2 protein-coding genes are annotated in these 1,564 nt (G+C 60.1%); both read left to right on the top strand.

Translation table 11 applies throughout. From position 1 onward, the window contains the following. The first annotated feature begins 237 nt into the window (after positions 1-237). Positions 238-1,005, top strand: coding sequence for a beta-ketoacyl synthase chain length factor (locus HLUSI_RS0100065; protein WP_083830770.1), 768 nt, complete (start codon positions 238-240; stop codon positions 1,003-1,005). 31 nt (positions 1,006-1,036) lie between these two features. Beyond that, the coding region (locus HLUSI_RS0100060; protein ID WP_040502940.1) for a lysophospholipid acyltransferase family protein at positions 1,037-1,564 on the top strand (528 nt) is incomplete at its 3' end.

Genomic DNA, 1,564 nt, shown 5'->3' with positions numbered 1-1,564 from the left:
CCCCCCCTTTTTTTTGGCCTGAATATTCATCTAAAAATCGAATTGCTGCGTAGCTTTTATCGTAATATTTGCTTTACTTTTTTTAACGTTCAATAAGCCTGCTCTCGTTATCACATTAACAAAAAATGCGAGGGGATCGCGGCGATTATCCGATCTGTCTTGGTCCGACCAAGATATTGAAACAACGATAACGTCAGCAAAGAGAGCATGGTCAATCGACAGCATACGAATAGAAACATGCGTTTTGGGGATGTCAGTTTTTCTGTCGCATCGCATACGGCTTGGGCGCCTGGTCTGGACACTGCCGCCGCCTGGCTGGAGTGGGCTCACGGCCGTGCGGACATGAATACTGCCGTTGCCGATCCCAAAGTCGCAAAAATGCCGCCGATGCTGCGCCGCCGCGCCAGCGCCACCGGCAAAATGGCGCTCGAAGCCGCCTACGCCTGCCTGCCCGAACAAGCCGTCCCGTCCGATCTCCCGGTGATTTTCGCCTCGCGCCACGGTGAATGCGCGCGTTCGGTCGAGTTGCTGCAGGAACTGGCGCGACATGCACCGCTGTCACCGACCTCCTTCAGTCTCTCCGTGCACAATGCCAACGGCGGGCTGTGGTCGATCGCACGCGGCGATCGCAGCAATAACATCGCTATCGCGGCAGGATCGAGCACGGTCGAGCATGCGCTCATCGAAGCCTGCGGCCTGCTTGCCGACGGCGCGCCGCAAGTCCTGCTGGTGATGGCCGACAATCCTCCGCCCGAAGTTTTCGCTGCCTACGCCGACTGCGCGGAACAAAGTTTTTCCTGGGCCTGGCTGTTGCAAGCCGATGCAGATGCAAATACCGGAGAACGGCTTTCGCTGTCGTGGACGGCCGAGGACGGTGAGACTGCATCTGCGACAGATGTCGCCGCACCGGGCGGGCTCGATATCCTGCGCTTCTTCTTGCGGCGCGACGCCGAACTGACCCGGGTCGCGGGCGGCCGCCGCTGGCGCTGGAGCCGTCGTGCTTGATCGGTCGGGCAAGCCGGTCACCGTCGGAGCGATGCAGCAATGGCTCAAACGGCTGAACAGCTTGCTCAATAAATACTGGCGCGTAGGTGGTACGGCAATCAGCTTCATCGCCTTCGGCGTCGGCGGCATCGTGCTGCGCCTCATGATCTTCCCCCTGCTCAATCTCATCGTGCGCGACGAACAATCCCGCATCCTCTGGGCGCGCCGCATCATCCGTCTGGCCTTCCGTGCATTCGTCGAGCTAATGAGCGCACTGGGGGTGCTCAGCTATCGCATTTCAGGCCGTGAACGGCTGCAGCGCAAGGGCTTGCTGATCCTGGCCAACCATCCCAGCCTGATTGACACCGTCTTGCTGATGGCCTTCGTCGAGCAGGCCGATTGCATCGTCAAGAGCGCTTTGTGGCGCAATCCCTTTACCCGCGGCCCGGTGCGGGCGGCCGGCTATATCAGCAATGCCCACGGGCCGGAGCTGGTGGACGACTGCATCAGCTCGATGCGCAGCGGCGGCAACCTGATTATTTTCCCCGAGGGAACACGCACCCCGGCCGACGGCAACATG

It is taken from the genome of Herbaspirillum lusitanum P6-12, assembly GCF_000256565.1.
Lineage (GTDB): Bacteria > Pseudomonadota > Gammaproteobacteria > Burkholderiales > Burkholderiaceae_D > Herbaspirillum > Herbaspirillum lusitanum.
Note: the sequence above shows the minus strand (reverse complement) of the source record. Positions and strands in the feature narration are given on the sequence as shown.